General features: G+C 53.4%; 1 protein-coding gene. It reads left to right on the plus strand.

Going from position 1 to position 519, the window contains the following annotated elements; translation table 11 throughout:
* On the plus strand, nt 1-211 hold a 211-nt coding region (locus MKP05_RS21625), incomplete at its 5' end, for an antirestriction protein (RefSeq protein WP_240570181.1).
* Between the last annotated feature and the right edge of the window lie 308 nt (nt 212-519).

Consider the following 519-nt stretch of genomic DNA (forward strand, 5'->3'; position numbering starts at 1 on the left):
TGAAATGCTGAACATCGAGGCCATGAACTACTTTAGTGGCCAAATGAGCGCCGATGCTGCCGGGATTACCGCTTGCCTCTACCTCTATAGCCATCTGTCATTTCACACAGAAGGCGCTGACCAGGAGCGGTTTTCAAGGCTGTATCACAGCTTGCGGGATTGGGCTTGTGAGCATGACGAAAAAGAGGCCATCTTGGCCGCAATAGACTAGCAACAGAAAGCCCCGGTGATGGCCGGGGCTCTTAAAGGAGGTGCATAGGTAGAAAAAGAAATGGTGCCCCTGGTATGGCTGCAACCAATCACAGGGGCTTTCACCGGTCAATTTGAGGATAAACGCGATGAATACGGATATTGTATCACTTGCAAAACACATTGGCGACGCTCTGACGGCCCGCCGCCCCGTTCATATGCCGCGCATGAAGATGCGGGAGCTTGGCTTGCTCTTGATTGAACTGAAGGCGTATCGGGAGGCCGCCGCGACCGTTACCCATTGATAAAAAAGCCCCGCCATTGACCGGG

The sequence above is a fragment of the Halomonas flagellata genome (assembly GCF_022487945.1).
Classification (GTDB): Bacteria; Pseudomonadota; Gammaproteobacteria; order Pseudomonadales; family Halomonadaceae; genus Halomonas; species Halomonas flagellata.